The 13452-nt window shown below is 67.6% G+C and carries 16 protein-coding genes; 11 read left to right on the plus strand and 5 right to left on the minus strand.

Annotated elements, in window-relative coordinates; all coding sequences use genetic code 11:
• Together BLQ14_RS14970 and BLQ14_RS14975 are read left to right on the plus strand one after the other, a co-directional pair.
• Window positions 1-312 (plus strand): integrase core domain-containing protein (locus BLQ14_RS14970; protein ID WP_143004485.1); only part of this gene is annotated, 312 nt, incomplete at its 5' end.
• Between the two features lie 58 nt (window positions 313-370).
• A complete protein-coding gene (locus BLQ14_RS14975; RefSeq protein ID WP_281220862.1) occupies window positions 371-949 on the plus strand; it encodes a DNA cytosine methyltransferase in 579 nt (192 codons plus the stop codon).
• Window positions 950-1467: 518 nt separating this feature from the next.
• Here BLQ14_RS14975 and BLQ14_RS14985 read toward each other — a convergent pair.
• Entirely contained in the window at window positions 1468-2637 is a 1170-nt protein-coding gene (locus BLQ14_RS14985; RefSeq protein WP_092501379.1) for an IS110 family RNA-guided transposase, read from the minus strand.
• 288 nt (window positions 2638-2925) lie between these two features.
• On the opposite strand from BLQ14_RS14985, the gene BLQ14_RS14995 reads away from it, so the two are divergent.
• On the plus strand, window positions 2926-3147 hold the full coding sequence (locus BLQ14_RS14995) for a DUF7220 family protein (protein WP_092501380.1): 222 nt from the start codon (window positions 2926-2928) through the stop codon (window positions 3145-3147).
• A gap of 53 nt (window positions 3148-3200) precedes the next feature.
• Here the strand turns inward: BLQ14_RS14995 and BLQ14_RS15000 are convergent, their stop codons facing one another.
• The gene (locus BLQ14_RS15000) at window positions 3201-3746 is read right to left on the minus strand and encodes a DUF3489 domain-containing protein (protein WP_092501381.1); all 546 of its coding nucleotides are present in this window, start codon (window positions 3744-3746) and stop codon (window positions 3201-3203) included.
• Between the two features lie 37 nt (window positions 3747-3783).
• Complete coding sequence (locus BLQ14_RS15005; RefSeq protein WP_092501382.1) at window positions 3784-4023, minus strand: hypothetical protein; 240 nt, start codon at window positions 4021-4023, stop codon at window positions 3784-3786.
• 216 nt (window positions 4024-4239) lie between these two features.
• Here BLQ14_RS15005 and BLQ14_RS15010 point away from each other — a divergent pair, with 216 nt between their 5' ends.
• The 8 genes from BLQ14_RS15010 to BLQ14_RS15045 are packed head-to-tail and all read left to right on the plus strand — an operon-like array spanning window position 4240 to window position 11769.
• Entirely contained in the window at window positions 4240-4764 is a 525-nt protein-coding gene (locus tag BLQ14_RS15010; protein ID WP_092501383.1) for an elements of external origin, read from the plus strand.
• Window positions 4751-6739, plus strand: coding sequence for a phage terminase large subunit family protein (locus BLQ14_RS15015; RefSeq protein WP_092501384.1), 1989 nt, complete (start codon window positions 4751-4753; stop codon window positions 6737-6739). The genes BLQ14_RS15010 and BLQ14_RS15015 overlap by 14 nt, the downstream gene beginning before the upstream one ends.
• Window positions 6736-6942, plus strand: coding sequence for a phage head-tail joining protein (locus BLQ14_RS15020; RefSeq protein ID WP_092501385.1), 207 nt, complete (start codon window positions 6736-6738; stop codon window positions 6940-6942). Before BLQ14_RS15015 ends, BLQ14_RS15020 begins: the two co-directional genes overlap by 4 nt.
• Window positions 6939-8453 carry a phage portal protein gene (locus BLQ14_RS15025; RefSeq protein ID WP_092501386.1) on the plus strand — a complete coding sequence of 505 codons (1515 nt, stop codon included), beginning with the start codon at window positions 6939-6941 and terminating at the stop codon, window positions 8451-8453. The genes BLQ14_RS15020 and BLQ14_RS15025 overlap by 4 nt, the downstream gene beginning before the upstream one ends.
• Window positions 8454-8465: 12 nt before the next feature.
• Window positions 8466-10442 carry a prohead protease/major capsid protein fusion protein gene (locus BLQ14_RS15030; RefSeq protein WP_092501387.1) on the plus strand — a complete coding sequence of 659 codons (1977 nt, stop codon included), beginning with the start codon at window positions 8466-8468 and terminating at the stop codon, window positions 10440-10442.
• A 30-nt stretch (window positions 10443-10472) separates the two neighbouring features.
• Window positions 10473-10808 (plus strand): DUF2190 family protein, encoded by a 336-nt coding sequence (locus BLQ14_RS15035; protein ID WP_092501388.1) that lies wholly within the window; start codon window positions 10473-10475, stop codon window positions 10806-10808.
• The gene (locus BLQ14_RS15040) at window positions 10808-11119 is read left to right on the plus strand and encodes a head-tail joining protein (RefSeq protein WP_092501389.1); all 312 of its coding nucleotides are present in this window, start codon (window positions 10808-10810) and stop codon (window positions 11117-11119) included. The genes BLQ14_RS15035 and BLQ14_RS15040 overlap by 1 nt, the downstream gene beginning before the upstream one ends.
• Window positions 11116-11769 (plus strand): DUF6441 family protein, encoded by a 654-nt coding sequence (locus BLQ14_RS15045; protein WP_092501390.1) that lies wholly within the window; start codon window positions 11116-11118, stop codon window positions 11767-11769. The genes BLQ14_RS15040 and BLQ14_RS15045 overlap by 4 nt, the downstream gene beginning before the upstream one ends.
• Here BLQ14_RS15045 and BLQ14_RS15050 read toward each other — a convergent pair whose 3' ends face one another.
• Both BLQ14_RS15050 and BLQ14_RS15055 read right to left on the minus strand, forming a co-directional pair.
• Entirely contained in the window at window positions 11770-13119 is a 1350-nt protein-coding gene (locus BLQ14_RS15050) for a phospholipase D family protein (protein ID WP_245657138.1), read from the minus strand.
• Window positions 13120-13452: integrase core domain-containing protein (locus tag BLQ14_RS15055; protein ID WP_143004495.1), on the minus strand; the 333-nt coding region annotated here is incomplete at its 5' end.

Genomic DNA, 13452 nt, shown 5'->3' on the forward strand with positions numbered 1-13452 from the left:
CAGAACGATGTGCCGTGGCATTACATCGACCCCGGAAAGCCGCAGCAGAACGCCTACATCGAGTCTTTCAACGGCAGCCTGCGCGACGAGCTGCTGAACGAGGAGATATTTGACACCCTGGACGATGCCCGCCGGAAGCTGGCCCTTTGGCGCTACGACTACAACACCATCAGGCCGCACTCGTCACTCGGAAACCGGACGCCGCTGCAAGCGCGCCGAGCGCTTGAGCAAATCGACGGCTCCGCGCCCGGCGCGCTTGCCCAAACCGAAACCGAAGACTATCAAACCCAAACCCGCAGACTCTCGTTATGAATGAGGGACCAGCGGGGGGCAGGTCACTTCCTCCGGCCTGTCTGCCGGAGCCGGAGACCTGTTCGGCCTCTCGCTCTGCTCCGGCGCCGGCGGGCTCGAGCTCGGGCTGCACCTCGCGCTCCCCGGATATCGCGCTGTTGGTTACGTCGAGCGGGACGCCTACGCTGCGGCCATCCTCGTGGCGCGGATGGAGGACGCGGCCCTGGATTGCGCGCCTGTCTGGGACGACGTTGCCACCTTCGACGGCCGCCCGTGGCGCAATGCGGTGGACATCGTCACTGCGGGCTATCCGTGCCAGCCGTTCTCCGTCGCGGGCAAACGCCGGGGTGCGGACGACCCGCGCCACCTCTGGCCGCATGTCGCGCGGATCGTCGGCGAGGTCGAGCCGCCCTTCGTCTTCCTCGATAATGTCGCCCATCATCTCCGCCTCGGCTTTCCCGAAGTCGCGAGGAGACTGGTCGGCATGGGCTACAAGGTTGCGGCGAGCCTCTTCACGGCGCAGGTCTTAGTGCTCTCAACGGGCAGAGTGCGTGGAGATGACGCTTCCTTTTTCGTTGTAAGTATAAAGCGTGCCGCCTTTTTTCACTGTAACCGTGGAAGAGGTGTAACCATGAAGTTCGCCATTTTTTGTAAATAGGACCCGATTATTTTTGTCATAAACGTAAACCGTGCTGCCTCTCTGAACTGCCACTCCGATCGCCATCTCTCCCCTCCAGACGCTCTTATCACATCACATCTTTTCCGACCGAATCTGGTACGAATGGATCGAAAAGATGTCAAGTAGCTCAATTCTCAGTGGAGCGCGATTGCAAGGACGGCGCGACGACGCTGGCGAACACGCCCGTGAACGGCCTCACATGGGAATAGTTTGGTCAAGGAGTTTCAATCGGTCATTCGCGAGGCTCCCAAATTTCACTCCAGGTCCGAACCCGTTTGCACGACACGGCCCATTCCGGGCTCGGTCAACCTCACATCCGGTCGCCGCTGGACTGGCGGCTGCACCAATATCCCGCGTGCGGCGGGGCCGGGTTCGGGAAGACGGAGCCATTCTGCTTGTCGGCGTTTCAGGCCAGCCCGTTAATCGGTCCGTCCACCCGGATCGGTCGGGGCTGATCGGGCCCCGGCCAATTCTTCGGTGTGTTCAGTGCGGAGGCATCACGCGGCGCGCATCACAGCACCCTCGATGACGACACCCATCGTGACGTATTTCCAGAGGGCAATCAGCAGCTTCCTGGCCAGCGCCACGATTGCAGGCTTGCGCAGCCGCCCACCGTTCCTTGCAACCCTCTCCTGGAACCATCTGGCCAGCGCGGACCTTGGCTGATGCTGTAACCAGAGCCATGACAACTGGATCATCGTCGAGCGCAACCGGGGATTGCCGGCTTTCGAAACGCCCTGCTCGCGGCTGACCGACCCGCTCTGCCACGGGGTCGGCGCAAGCCCGGCATAGGCGGCGACCTGCCGGCGGTTGTCGAATGGGCGCCAAAGACATTCGGAACAAAGGATAGCAGCTCCCTCCGCCCCGATACCCTTGAGTTTCAGCAACATCGACGCCGCATCGGCGCAAGTCGCGTCGCCATCCTGTGTCAGCATGGCATCTCGCTCGGCCTCGATCGCACGGACTTGCGCAATGACAAGCTCGAGCCGATCAAGTTCGCGCAGGACCTGCGCTTTGATATGGCGAGGTAACGGACGGCCGTCGCCGGTGCGCAGCTCCTCCAGCCGGTCGCGGCGATCCCGGTGTAGGGGCTCATAGCCGGTGACGCCTTGCGCGAAGAGCAACCCCTTGATGCGATTGACATGAGCGATGCGTTCGCCGGTCAGGACCTTGCGCTCGCGACCGATGCGACGCCGGTCCTCCTCATCGGGGTTCGGCGCATGGACCATGGCGCAGACGCGCGGTTCCCCGCGCTTGAAAGCCAACAGGGTTCGCACGAGGGTTTCGCCGTCGAGCTTGTCGGTCTTGGCCCGCCTGCGTCGGCGGGAGGTCGCGATCGAGGCCGGGTCGACGACATGGCTCTCGATGCCTTCCTTCTCCAGCGCGCGGTGGATCCAGAACCCGTCGAGACCGGCCTCCTGAATGACGATGATCGGAAACTCACGACCCATGCGACGGCGCGCCTTCTCCTGCAGTGCAGAGAACCGAGCCATCAGTGCAACGACATCGCCACCGGGCACGGAATGGCGCGACATCTTCTCACCGCCACCAGGTAACAGCGAGGTGACGACCCAACTCGATCGACTGAGTTCCATCGATACGAAAATCGCGCCAAGATCGACGCGGATGGCGGTCGGTTCAGGCAACTGGTCGTTCAAAGTGGTCATTGTTTCCTCCAGCAGATGGGTGGTTAAGCAACCCCACTCTGCCAGAGCGCCGGTCGCCATCCACCCATGGGATCTGCTTGGCCGCCAGGTCCTGACGACGCCGACGGTTGGCGGGAATTCCTGCGATATGCCCCGGACCTTGAACCCGCTGTTCGTCGAGGCGCTGATGGTCTGGCCTACCGGGTGGACCGGCTTCGATTGTGTGGCAACGGCGTGGTCCCGCTGGTTGCCGCACATGCGCTCAGAACTCTCGCGGCTCAGCTGCTGGCCGATGGATAAGGACGTCGCATGAAGCAGTCGCGGACCATGTCGTTGATTGAGGCGGCAACGAACGTCGTCGTCGGCTACGTTCTGGCCGTCGCCACGCAGATCGTGGTGTTCCCGTGGTTCGGGATCGAGACGGGGCTGGCGGAGCATCTGACCATCGGTCTCGCCTTCGTCGGTGTATCGCTGGTGCGGGGCTATGCGCTGCGACGTCTGTTCGAGGCGATCCGGATGCGTGGCGACTAATAAGCACCGCCGCCCGTTGGGGGCGGCGGCTCCAGATTCTGGCGGATCGGGTGTCAATCTCTGGCGATGCTGTAGACCCGTCCGCGCCCCTCGACCTTCTCGGAGGTGATCGTCAGGCCCAGCTTCTTCTTCAGCACGCCCGACATGGCGCCGCGGACCGTATGCGGCTTCCATCCTGTAGCGGCCGCGATCTCGTCGATGGTCGCCCCGCCTTCGGCGCGGAGCATCTCGATCAGCTGGGCCTGTTTGGTGCCGCTGCGCGGCTTGAGGGTCTTGGGCGCGGGGGCGGCCTCGGCCGCCTCGGGCCCGTCTTCGCTCGCGCCCTGCTCGATGCCGATGGCGGCGAGCCCCGCGCCGGTGATGCGCAGAAGGATGGCGCGGCCGTCCTCGTCATTGCGCCAGATGCGGTTGAGCGCAGGATCGGCCTTGGCGAACCGGTCGGTCGGGGTTTCCTCGACAAGCCCCCGCCGGAGCAGGGCGCCGATGACCTTGTGCGCGGCGCCGCCACGCAAGGAGCCGGGCAGCGGCAGGACATTGCGGTCCTCGCGCTGGGCGGCGGCGGAAAGGATGATGAGCTGGGTGTCGGAAGGGCCGGACATTGCGGGTCTCCTCTCTGAAGAGTGGTGGGCGGCGGGGTCAGGCATCCTCGCCAAAGACGAATGCGGTGATCTCGGCGAGGCGCTCGGCGATATGGCCAAGCGTGCCGACGTCAGCCCATTTCACCTCGTCGGGCGAGCGCCAGAAATGGTCCTCGCTCAGCGCCTGCAGGCGGGCGAGCATCTCGTCGATCTCCGCCTTGCGCGACACGAAGGCGGCGAGCGCGGCCTCCTGCGTGCGGCGGCCTTTCTCTTCGCGGGTGAGCGGGCTGTGGGTCATGGGCTGGGCTCCCTGGCTTGAGTTGCATCGTCCGTGTGATGACAGCTTCGCTCCGGTTCGCGGACCCATCAACCGAATAAGCACATGATTTCAAACAATAATCGCCTTATGGGCCAGCGTGGGTCCGCGCCCCCATGCGCCAATGCGCCGACGCGCGGAAACGCGGCCCGGGGCGGTTGAGACGGAGGCGATCCCGCCGGTCGGGGCGGAGGCCGGATGGGACTTTCGAGACGGCAATACGCGCGGCACCGCGGGGTCAGCGAGATGGCCGTGCGCAAGGCGATCGCCGCCGGACGGATCACCCTCGAGCCCGACGGGACCATCGACCCCGACAAGGCCGACCGGCAATGGGACGAGCGGACCGATCCGGCGAAGACACGGGGCCGGGCGGTCCCGCGCGATGCCGTCGAGGCCGTCGACGAGGCGCTGGGCGAGAGCCGCGGGAACAGCGGCGCGGTGTTCATGCGCGCCCGCGCGGCCAACGAGGTGATCAAGGTCAGGACCGGCCGTCTGAAGCTGCAGAAGCTCGAGGGCGAGCTCGTGGACCGCCGCCGGGCCGAAGAGATGATCTTCGATCTCGCCCGGCGCGAGCGCGACGCCTGGATTGGCTGGCCCGCGCGGGTGGCGGCCCGCATGGCCGCCGAACTGGGCGTCGAGCCGCGGCTCGTCGAGACGGTGCTCGACCGGTTCATTCGCGAGCATCTGGAGGAATTGGCGGAGATCGCCCTTGAGCTGCGCTGAACCCTTCGCCGGGGCGGCGGCGCTGGCCCGCGCCTGGTCGGCGGGTCTCGCACCGGATCCGGCGCTCTCGGTCTCGGACTGGGCCGATGCGCATCGCGTCCTGTCCTCGCGCGCGGCCTCCGAGGCCGGCCCCTACCGCACCGCACGCACGCCCTACATGCGCGCGATCATGGATGCGCTCGGGCCCCACCATCCCGCCAAGCGGGTCGTGTTCATGAAATCCGCCCAGGTCGGGGCGACGGAAGCGGGAAACAACTGGCTCGGCTACTGCATCCACATGGCGCCGGGGCCGATCCTCGCGGTGCAGCCCACGGTGGACCTTGCCAAGCGGCTGTCGCAGCAGCGGATCGACCCGCTGATCGAGGAAAGCCCCGTGCTGCGCGAGCGCGTGGCCCCGAGCCGGTCACGCGATGCGGGCAACACGGTGCTCGCCAAGCGTTTCCCGGGCGGGCAGATGATCCTGACCGGGGCCAACTCGGCGGTGGGCCTGCGCTCGATGCCCGCGCGCTGGGTCTTCCTCGACGAGGTCGACGCCTATCCCGGCGATGTCGACGGCGAGGGCGACCCGATCGCGCTTGCCGAGGCGCGCACGGCAAGCTTCGGTCACCGGGCGAAGCTCTTCCTCGTCTCGACGCCCACCATCAAGGGTGCGAGCCGGATCGAGCGCGAATGGGAGCTGACCGACCAGAACCGCTATCACGTGCCATGCCCCCATTGCGGCGGGTTGCAGTGGCTCCGCTTCGAACGGCTCCGGTGGGAGAAGGGGCGGCCGGAGACGGCCGTCTATATCTGCGAGCATTGCGAGGCCGCCATCGAGGAGCGGCACAAGCCGCAGATGATGGCCGAGGAGAACGGCGCCAGATGGCTGCCGACGGCAGCGCCGGATGCGGTCGAACGGGCGCGGGCGCTGGGGATCGTCGGCTTCCACATCTCGGGGCTCTACTCGCCGCTCGGCTGGCGCTCCTGGGCCGACATCGCGCGCATCTGGGAAGAGGCGCAGGGCAACGATGCTGCGCTCAAGACCGCGAAGAACACCGTGCTCGGCGAGACCTGGGCCGAGCGGGGCGAGGCGCCCGACTGGCAGCGCCTCTACGAGCGGCGCGAGGACTGGCCGCTCGGCACCGCGCCCGAGGGCGCGCTGGTGCTCACCGCCGGGGCCGACGTGCAGCGCGACCGGATCGAGGTCGATGTCTGGGGCTGGGGGCGGCGGCTGGAGAGCTGGCTTGTCGATCACGTGGTGATCGAGGGCGACACGGGCGGCGCCGAGGTCTGGCAGGAGCTCACGCGCTTTCTCGATGCCACCTGGCCACATGAGAGCGGCGCCCGGATGCGACTTGCCCGGCTCGCGATCGACGCGGGCGACGGGCTTACCACCGGCGCGGTATATGCGTGGGTGCGCTCGGTCAGCCCGGGCCCGGCGATGGCGGTCAAGGGGGTGCCCGGTTTCGACCGGGCCGCACCGGTCGACGGGCCGAGCCATGCCGATGTGACCGAGAACGGGCGGCGGCTGCGCCGGGGCGTGCGCTTCTGGAAGGTGGCGGGCGCGGTGTTCAAGGGCGAGCTCTATCGCTTCCTGCGCCAGCCCGTGCCGACCGACGAAGAACTGGCGCAGGGCAAGGGCTGGCCGCCGGGCTTCGTGCATCTGCCGCGGGGCGTCACGGCCGAATGGCTGCGCCAGCTCACCGCCGAGCAGCTGGTCACGGTGCGCACCCGCACCGGCTTCGCGAAGCTCGAGTGGCAGCAGATCCGTGAGCGCAACGAGGCGCTCGATGCCCGCGTCTATGCCCGCGCCGCCGCCTGGCTGATCGGCATCGATCGCTGGGACGAGGCGCGCTGGGTCGATCTCGAGGCGCAACTCGTCGAGGCGGGGGCACGGGAGGCGCAGCTGGCGGGCGATCCGTCCCGCCGGGGAAGACCGTCCGGGCGCAGGCCCACGGGGTGGTTCGGTGATGGCCGAAGGGAATGGTTTCGATGACGTGGACGGAAACGGAGCTCGAGGCGCTCAGGGCCGCCTACGCCGCGGGTGTCCTTCGGGTGAGCTATGACGGCAAGAGCGTCGAATACGGCTCGGAGGCGGACCTGTTGCGCCGGATCCGGGTGATCGAGGCGGAGATGTCCCGTGGCCGGCCGGGAGGCCTGCCAAAGGCGGGATATGCGAGCTTCAGGCGGGGCGGATGAAGTTGAAGCCAGTCGATCTGCGCCCGGGGTTCATCGACCGGGCCGTGGCCGTCTTCGCGCCCCAAGCCGCCGCGCGCCGCATGGCCGCGCGCGTGGCCATGGCGAACATGCAGCGCGCCTATGAGGGCGCGGCGCGGGGGCGGCTGACCGAGGGATGGATCGCCACCAGCAGTTCGGCCGACGCCGAGATCGCCGCGGCGGGCAGGGTGCTGCGCGACCGAATGCGCGATCTCGTGCGCAACAACCCCCTCGCCGCTCAGGCCGTGCAGGTGCTGGTGGGCAACATCGTGGGCACCGGCATTCGCCCGCGCGCCGCCTCGGGCGACAAGGCGCTCGACGAGCGGGTGAACGCGCTCTGGCGTGAGTGGTCTGCCCGCTGCGACGCGCATGGCCACACGGATTTCCACGGGCTGGCCACGCTCGCGGTCCGCGAGATGATCGAGGGCGGTGAAGTCTTCGCGCTGCGCCGCCTGCGCCGGGAGCGCAGGGAAGCCGGGCGCATCCCCTTCGTGATCGAGTTGCGCGAGGCCGACCATCTTGACGAGGCCGCGCGGCCCGCGAGCCGCGAGGCGTCGGTGCGCCAGGGAATCGAGTATGACGCCTCGGGCCGGCGGGTGGCCTACTGGCTCTTCGACGAGCATCCCGGCGATGCGGCGCTGGGCAGCGCGAAGCTTCCGCGATCGCAGCGGGTGCCGGCCGACCGCGTGGCCCACCTCTATGAACGTCAGAGGGTGCAGAGCCGGGGCGTGCCCTGGGGGGCACCCGCGATGCGCGCCCTGCGCGATCTCGGCGACTGGCAGGCGGCGGAACTCGTGCGCAAGAAGACTGAAGCCTGCCTCGTCGGTGTCGTCTTCGGCGCGGAGGAAGCAGAGCAGGGCGTGGCGCCCTCGGTGGTCGATGCCGACAACCGGGTGATCGAGGCTTTCGAGCCGGGGCTCATTGCCTATGCGCGCGGGGCGAAGGACATCCGCTTCAACCAGCCGGGCAGCGGAACAGGCATCCGCGAATGGTTGCAGGTGCAGATGCATCTGATCGCCGCGGGCTTCCGGGTTCCCTACGCGCTCATGACCGGCGATCTCAGCCAGACCAACTTTTCCTCCTCGCGGGTGGGGCTCAACGAGTTCCGCCGCATGGTCGAGCAGCTGCAATGGAACACGGTGATCCCGATGTTCTGCGAGCCGGTCTGGGACTGGTTCGTCGAGGGCGCGCGCCTGCGGGGCCTGATCCCGGTTGATGCCCGCGTTCCCGCCGAATGGGCGCCGCCCGCATTCGAGAGCGTCAACCCGCTTCAGGATGCGCAGGCCGATCTTCTCGAGGTGCGGGCCGGGTTCTCGACCATCGCCCAGCAGGTGGCGCGGCGCGGCTACGACCCGGAAGAGGTCATGGCCGAGTGGCGCCGCATGGCCGAGCAGATGGACGCGCTGGGCCTCGTCTTCGACAGCGACCCGCGCCGCGTCACCAAGGCGGGGCTGCATCAGGCCGACGCCCCCGCGCCCGCCGACACAGACTGACAGGAGAAGCCCATGCCCGAGGACAGGGTAACGCTGCCCGCGCTCACGCGGGCGGCCGAGATGGTGCCGGCCTCGCTCAACGAGGCCGAACGCACCGTGGACGTGATCTGGACCACCGGCGCGCGCGTCGCGCGGCCGCGGCTCTTCGGCGATCCCGTGGAGGAGGAGCTTTCGCTCGCGCCGGGCGCGGTACGGCTCGAGCGGCTCAATTCCGGCGCGCCCTTCCTCGCCGGCCATGGCCGGGGACTTGGCGATGTGCTCGGCGTTGTGGTCGAGGGTTCGGCGCGCATCGAGGACGGGCGCGGCATCGCGACGATCCGCTTTTCCCGGCGCGAGGAGGTCGAGCCCTTCTGGCGCGACGTGCGCGACGGGGTCATTCGCAACGTCTCCGTGGGCTACCGCGTACATCGCTTCGAAGTCACGGCCCGGCGCGACGGGCCCGACCTGTACCGCGCCGTCGACTGGGAGCCCCTCGAGATCTCCGCCGTGGCCATCGGCGCGGATCCCGGCGCGCGCACGCGCGCAAGCGATGACGCGGCGCTCTGCCGCATCACCAGACCCACCAGCACCAGAACCGAGGACGACGACATGCCCGAAGCCACCCCCACGACGCCCGCCGAGGGCGAAAACCGGACCCGCGCCGCCACTAGCGAGGCAAGGGCCGAAGCCGAACAGGTCAGCCCGCCGGCGGCGGACGAGGACCGCATTCGCGCCGAGGAGCGCGCCCGCGCGCGCGAGATCCTCGCGCTCTGCCGCCGTCACGGCATCGAGGAGGATGTCGCCGAACGGCTGATCGCCGAGGGCGCCACGCTTGACGTCGCGCGCGCCGCGATCCTCGAGGCGCTGGCAAGCTCCGATCCGCTCGGCGAGCGGGTGGTCGAGCCCACGCCCGCCCGCGCGCGAGACGACCGCGCCGACCGGGCGCAGGCCGAGGCGATCGCGTCGGCGCTCATGCACCGCTTCGATCCGAGCCGCGAGCTGGCCCCCGGCGCCCGTGACTTCCGCGGCCTCAGCCTGATGGAGATTGCTCGCCACGTGCTGGAGCGTGGCGGGGTGTCCACGGCGGGCCTCTCGCGCATGGAACTCGCCGGTGCCGCGCTGATGAGCCGAGCGGGGATGCACTCCACCTCCGACTTCCCCGCGATCCTTGCCAATGTCGCCGGCAAGACCCTGCGCGCGGCCTACGAGCGCACGCCGCGCACCTTCACCGCCTGGGCGCGTCGCACGGCGATCACCGACTTCAAGCCGGTGAGCCGCGTGCAGCTTTCGGGCGCGCCGGATCTGCAGAAGGTGCTCGAGGGCGGCGAGTTCCAGTACGGCACCATCGGCGAGGGCAAGGAAGTCTATGCGCTGGCAAGCTATGGGCGCATTCTCGCCATCACCCGCCAGGCGCTCATCAACGACGATCTCGACGCCTTCACGCGCATCCCGGCTGCCTTCGGCGCCGCCGCCGCCGATCTCGAGAGCGACATCGTCTACGCCATCCTGAACCAGAACCCGGCGATGGCCGATGGCAAGGCGCTGTTCCACGCGAGCCACGGCAATCTGGCCTCCGGCTCCGCGATCACCGAGACCGCGCTTGCCGAGGCCTGGCGGGCCTTCGGCAAGCAGACCGGACTCGAGGGGCGGCTCATCTCCGTGCTGCCGCGCTGGATCCTCGTGCCGCCGGGCACGCGGGCGCTCGAGGCGCGCAAGCAGATGACGGCGACGACGCCCGCGAGTTCTGCCGACGTGAACCCCTACGCCGGCCGGCTCGAGATCGTCGAGGAGCCGCGCCTCATCCCTGCCTCCGGCAATGACCCGTGGTTCCTCGCCGCCGATCCCGCCCGCGTGGACACGGTGGAATACGCCCACCTCGAGGGCCACGAAGGCGTCTTCATCGAAACGCGTGCCGGCTTCGAGGTGGACGGGATCGAGATCAAGGCCCGCCACGACTTCGCCGCCAAGGCCATCGACTGGCGCGGCCTCTACAAGAATCCCGGCGCCTGATCGCGTGCATCGAGAGGAAAGGACCACCCCATGAAAAACTATATCTCGGCGGGCACCACGCTGACCATCACCGCGGCGGCCGACATCACCTCGGGCGAGGGCGTGCTGGTGGGCGCGCTCTTCGGCGTGGCGGTCACCGACATCGCCACCGGCGAGGCGGGCGAGATCGCGCTGACCGGCGTCTATGATCTGCCCAAGGCGCCGAGCCAGGCGTGGACCCAAGGTGCCAAGGTCTACTGGGACGACACCGCGAAGCAGTGCACGACGGCGGCAACCGGCAACACGCTCATCGGTGCCGCCACCCGTGCCGTGGGCGGCGGCGCCTCTGAGACCATCGGCACCGTGCGCCTCAACGGAACCGCGTGATGGGCGCCTTCGCGCAGATGGCCGAGCGGCTGTTTCTCGACCGCAACCTTGCGCAGGCAGCGGTCTGGAGCCGGCCGGGCGGCTCGACGGCGCAGGTGCGGGTGATCCTGCACCGGCCCGACGAGATCTCCGAGTTCGGCGGCGCGCGCATCGTCTCGAGCCGGGCGCTTCTCGATGTGCGGGCGGTCGAAGTACCGGATCTCGCTCCGGGTGACAGCTTCGCCATCGGCACGGACATCTGGGTCGTGCAGGGCGAGCCGCTGCGCGACGCCGAACGGCTCGTCTGGCGCGCCGAGGTGGTGTTGGAATGAGGCTCACCTTCCGCCGCGAGGAGGACATCCAGGCGGCGCTTCACGCCGAATACCTCGCGGGTGAGCGCGCGGTGACGGCGGCCATGGATCGCGCCGCGCGGCAGATCAAGCAGGACTGGCGCGGGCAGATCACCCGCGCCGGGCTGGGCCGGAGGCTCGCCAACACCATCCGCGCCAGGCGTTTCCCCGAGCGCGAGGCCAGCATGGATGCGGCGGCTCTCGTCTGGTCGAAGGCGCCCGAGATCGTGGGCGCGCATGCAGGCGGCGCGCTCATCCGCTCGCGCGAGGGCTTCTGGCTCGCGATCCCTCTGCCTGCCGCGGGCAAGGGGCGCGGCGGCGCCCGGCTCACCCCCGGCGAGTGGGAGCGGCGGAGGGGCATGCGCCTGCGCTTCGTCCATCGCCGCGGGGGCCCGAGCCTGCTCGTCGCCGACAGCGCGCGGGTGAGCCGGCGCGGTGTCGCGGTCGCCAAGCGCGGCCGGAGGCGGAAGACGGATGGTATCCTGACCGGCGAGCAGACGGTGCCAGTGTTCCTCCTCGTGCCGCAGGTGCGGCTGCCACGGCGGCTCGACCTCGTCAGTGGCGCGAAACGGGTGCAGGCGGCGGTGCCGGGGTTGATCGTGGCGGGGTGGGTGGGGGCGAGGTTCGGATGATCAACCAACGTGGACTGTGACGTCATAGCCTAGCGACTTAAGAGATTTAGACGTTCTGCCGTTTCGCGGTGGGAACCGGTCCGGCAATGCCCAACCGACGAGTTCGCCCAATGCGCTGACCCCAAGGCCTTCGATCTTCCATTTCGGGTCATGAACGGCGGCCCATAGACGCTCCGGCAACTGCGCTTCGGGACCGCCGTAAAGGAGGAATTTCAAGAGCTGCTTCACGTCGTTGCCACCCGCGGATTCGGCGTCCCATATCCGCCTCGAAAGTGCATCTACCTTTTCGGGGATCGTGTACTTTGTCCCGTCCTCACGAAGGCCGACAGCCTTGTTTGCGACGCGGCGCGCATAGTCCTTGATGGCATGTACGCCCATGCAAACCTTGCGGAACGCTTCATAGTCCATGTCATCGATGGCGTCGGCAGTGAGGGCCTGCTGCAGCATGGGCGCGGTGGAATTCAGCATGACGTCCTCTTCTGAGGGGGCACTAGGTAGATTGCGCCACCAGTTGATCGCGTCTGCGAGAGCCGCATCGGGGTCCTGCCTGTTTCGCTCGAAATACTCGGCATACAGGGCTCTGCGACCATCAAAGGTGCGCTGGTAGTAGTGTGCATGAAGGAACTGATCGGCCTGAGCACCTGCAGGCGCATTTGAGTTAACCCAAGAGGGTCGGTTCTCAGGCTTGCTAACGATACTTCCTATGTCACGGAGTAGTTGAAGGGTCGAATGCCACTCCTCGAGGAATGCCGAGCGGCGGCGGTCCGTGGCCTTTTTCTTCCCGGTCTGGACGAGCCCTGACCACTTGTTGAAGCTGGGGCTGTTCCAGAATTCTTCGGACGGTGGCTCGGCACTGGAAATGATCTTTGCCCGCTTCTGCATGGCCTCGAGCAGCTCTTCAGTCAGGGGCGTCGAGTGCCGATCGAGCACGTCGAAGAGTTCGAGTACGTCCTCAGCCATCTCGTCTGTGATCTCGGATTCAGGAAAGAAGCAGCCGGCTTCGACATTCTTGTACCATGCGTTTGCGGTCAGGTTCGCGGAGCCGATATAGAGGCCGTATTCTCGCCACCAGATCACCTTCGCGTGGTGATGCTGAACGAGGCGGCATTGGAAACGTGCCGATTTGCGTGCGAGAAATGTGGACAGGATGGAGGGTTTGACCGCGACCCCTTCGTCCAACCGTCCGTAGAACTTGAGCGGGATGCGGTTGGTCCAACACCAATCGAACAGCAGGTCCATTTCGGTCGCGTAAGCGACCGCAGCCAAAACCTCTTGTGTCTCTGCAGCCGCGTTCAGTGTGATGTTGGTGAGATAGTTCCCATTGATGCCGCCCATCATCAGTCTGTTCACTTAACCTTCTTGACTGACGAATGACATGACGGTCTCGATGGGGCGTCTGCCCTGGTTCCGGTAGCCCAGATGCGGGCGCTCGGTGTTGTAGTGGACGAGCCAGGCATCGAGGTCCGCCTGCAGCGCCTCCACGGTCTCGTAGAAGGTCTCGCGCATCTTCACCCGGAAGAACTCGTCGAGCACGGTGCGGTTGAAGCGTTCCACGAAGCCGTTGGTCTTGGGGCTGCGGACCTTGGTGCGCCGGTGCTCGATGCCGTTGAGGTCGAGGTAGAGCTCGTAGGGGTGGTTCTCGCTGCCGCAGAACTCGCGGCCGTTGTCGGTGAGGATCGCCTT

Origin of the sequence: Meinhardsimonia xiamenensis, assembly GCF_900102905.1 — a bacterium.
GTDB classification, from domain to species: domain Bacteria; phylum Pseudomonadota; class Alphaproteobacteria; order Rhodobacterales; family Rhodobacteraceae; genus Meinhardsimonia; species Meinhardsimonia xiamenensis.

Excerpts from the sequence above, each read along its gene's own strand:
- BLQ14_RS14985 (WP_092501379.1), bottom strand. The coding sequence starts at position 2,637 with ATGACCACTTTGAACGACCAGTTGCCTGAACCGACCGCCATCCGCGTC.
- BLQ14_RS14995 (WP_092501380.1), top strand. The coding sequence starts at position 2,926 with ATGAAGCAGTCGCGGACCATGTCGTTGATTGAGGCGGCAACGAACGTC.
- BLQ14_RS15000 (WP_092501381.1), bottom strand. The coding sequence starts at position 3,746 with ATGTCCGGCCCTTCCGACACCCAGCTCATCATCCTTTCCGCCGCCGCC.
- BLQ14_RS15005 (WP_092501382.1), bottom strand. The coding sequence starts at position 4,023 with ATGACCCACAGCCCGCTCACCCGCGAAGAGAAAGGCCGCCGCACGCAG.
- BLQ14_RS15010 (WP_092501383.1), top strand. The coding sequence starts at position 4,240 with ATGGGACTTTCGAGACGGCAATACGCGCGGCACCGCGGGGTCAGCGAG.
- BLQ14_RS15020 (WP_092501385.1), top strand. The coding sequence starts at position 6,736 with ATGACGTGGACGGAAACGGAGCTCGAGGCGCTCAGGGCCGCCTACGCC.
- BLQ14_RS15025 (WP_092501386.1), top strand. The coding sequence starts at position 6,939 with ATGAAGTTGAAGCCAGTCGATCTGCGCCCGGGGTTCATCGACCGGGCC.
- BLQ14_RS15030 (WP_092501387.1), top strand. The coding sequence starts at position 8,466 with ATGCCCGAGGACAGGGTAACGCTGCCCGCGCTCACGCGGGCGGCCGAG.
- BLQ14_RS15035 (WP_092501388.1), top strand. The coding sequence starts at position 10,473 with ATGAAAAACTATATCTCGGCGGGCACCACGCTGACCATCACCGCGGCG.
- BLQ14_RS15040 (WP_092501389.1), top strand. The coding sequence starts at position 10,808 with ATGGGCGCCTTCGCGCAGATGGCCGAGCGGCTGTTTCTCGACCGCAAC.
- BLQ14_RS15045 (WP_092501390.1), top strand. The coding sequence starts at position 11,116 with ATGAGGCTCACCTTCCGCCGCGAGGAGGACATCCAGGCGGCGCTTCAC.